The sequence below is a fragment of the Streptomyces sp. NPDC058086 genome, from assembly GCF_042885015.1.
In the GTDB taxonomy this organism is placed as follows: Bacteria; Actinomycetota; Actinomycetes; order Streptomycetales; family Streptomycetaceae; genus Streptomyces.
Map to the genome: position 1 here is coordinate 1 of NZ_JBHVST010000287.1, position 1,670 is coordinate 1,670.

The 1,670-nt window shown below is 67.1% G+C and carries 2 protein-coding genes; one reads left to right on the forward strand and one right to left on the reverse strand.

Annotated elements, in window-relative coordinates; all coding sequences use genetic code 11:
• Positions 1–1,083, reverse strand: a 1,083-nt coding sequence (locus ACFVWD_RS58285) for an RNA-guided endonuclease InsQ/TnpB family protein (RefSeq protein WP_389607294.1), incomplete at its 3' end; no start/stop codon positions are given.
• A gap of 51 nt (positions 1,084–1,134) precedes the next feature.
• On the opposite strand from ACFVWD_RS58285, the gene tnpA reads away from it, so the two are divergent.
• Complete coding sequence (gene tnpA, locus ACFVWD_RS58290; protein ID WP_355490669.1) at positions 1,135–1,563, forward strand: IS200/IS605 family transposase; 429 nt, start codon at positions 1,135–1,137, stop codon at positions 1,561–1,563.
• The last annotated feature ends 107 nt before the right edge of the window (positions 1,564–1,670 follow it).

Genomic DNA, 1,670 nt, shown 5'->3' on the forward strand with positions numbered 1-1,670 from the left:
GACGTGCCCGCAGGTGGGGCAGGTCCTGGAGGTGTTGCGGGGGTCCACGGCGATCAATTCTCGTCCGGCGCTTTCAGCCTTGGCGTGCAGGATCGTCAGGAACACCCCCCATCCGGCATCCGAGATCGAGCGGTTCAGCCCTGCCTTCGCGGCGGCCCCGTTAGTCAGGAAGCCGCCGGGCCGGTCGGGGTCCGGCTTCGGCGCGGGGGCCTTGACCATGTTGCGGATCTTGAGGTCTTCGTGCGCGATGACGTCGTGCTTGCGGACCAGATCGAGGGCTGTCTTGTGCGCGTGGTCGAGCCGCTGGAGACGTACCTTGCGGTGAAGTCCGGCGACCTTGTCCACGGCACGCTGGTGGTTGGCGGTGCGCTTGTCCCGGCGGACCCGGGGGAAGCGGGACAGTGCCTGCTGTGCGGCTTCGAGCTTCGCGGCGGCGCGCCGTCCGTGCCGAGGACCGGGCACGAACTCGCCGCCCGAGTCGGCGAGGAAGTTGGCTATGCCCATGTCGATGCCGACCACGCTGCCGGTCGGCGGCAGCGGCTCCGGCTGTGCCTGTTCGGCGATCAGCACGACGTACCAGCGCCTGCCCTCGCGCTTAACGCTGACGGTCTTGACCGTGCCGACCACCGGGCGGTGCTGATTGACCTTGATGTGCCCGACGCCCTGGAAACGGACGCGGGTCACAGGGTCGTGCGGGGTGGAGTTCCAGCGGCAGCCGTCGCCGTCCTTGGGGAAGTCCACCGTGTCGAACCAGTTCACCCCGCGAAAGCGCGGGTATCCGGGGGTCTCACCGGACTTGACCCGGCGGAAGAACGCGGCGAACGCCTTCTCCAGACGGCGAAGTGTGGCCTGCTGTGAGTTGAACGACCAGCGGCCCTGCCGCTCCGGGTCGAATGCCCGGATCTCCCTGAGCTGCGCGGACTGCTGCCCGTACGTGATGCTCGTCTTCGAGGCGTGCCGGTAGGCGTCGCGGCGTTCCTGCAAGGCCCCGTTGTAGAGGGAGCAGTGGTCCCGCAGCATCTCGCCGAGCGCGGCCTGCTGGCCCACGGTGGGCCGCATGAGGAACTTGTACGCACGGATCATCCGGCCCGCCCCCCTTCGGTTGAGTTCGCCTGCCCATAATATGCTTGGCGGATGTCGCCACGCTGGGAACCGAACCCCGATGTCCGCCGGGGAAATCACGTCGTCTACAACCTGCATGCTCACTTGGTGTTCGTCACCAAGTACCGGCGTGAGGTCTTCAACGACGAGATGCTGACGCGCTGCGAGGCGATCATGCGGGACGTGTGCGAGAGCTTCGGCGCGGAGCTGGTCGAATTCAACGGCGAAGGCGATCACACCCACCTGCTGGTGCACTACCCGCCGAAGATCGCCCTGTCCAAGCTGGTCAACAGCCTCAAAGGTGTCAGCTCCCGCTACCTGCGCGCCGAGTACACCGGGCGGATCAACCGCATCGGCATGGGCTCGGTGTTCTGGGCGCCCTCGTACTTCGTGGGGTCATGCGGCGGCGCACCACTGAGCATCGTCAAGGACTACATCGAGAACCAGAAGCGGCCTACCTGACCGCCACCCCGAGACGCAGGGAACTCCGGCGCTGCGCGCCTCCGGGCCGAGGATCGCATTCCCGCCCGGCCTGAAGGCCGGGATTCCCTGCGAAGATCAAGGGATGG

Bases quoted from the DNA above. Each gene is read 5' to 3' on its own strand.
- tnpA (WP_355490669.1), top strand. From the start codon at position 1,135: ATGTCGCCACGCTGGGAACCGAACCCCGATGTCCGCCGGGGAAATCAC.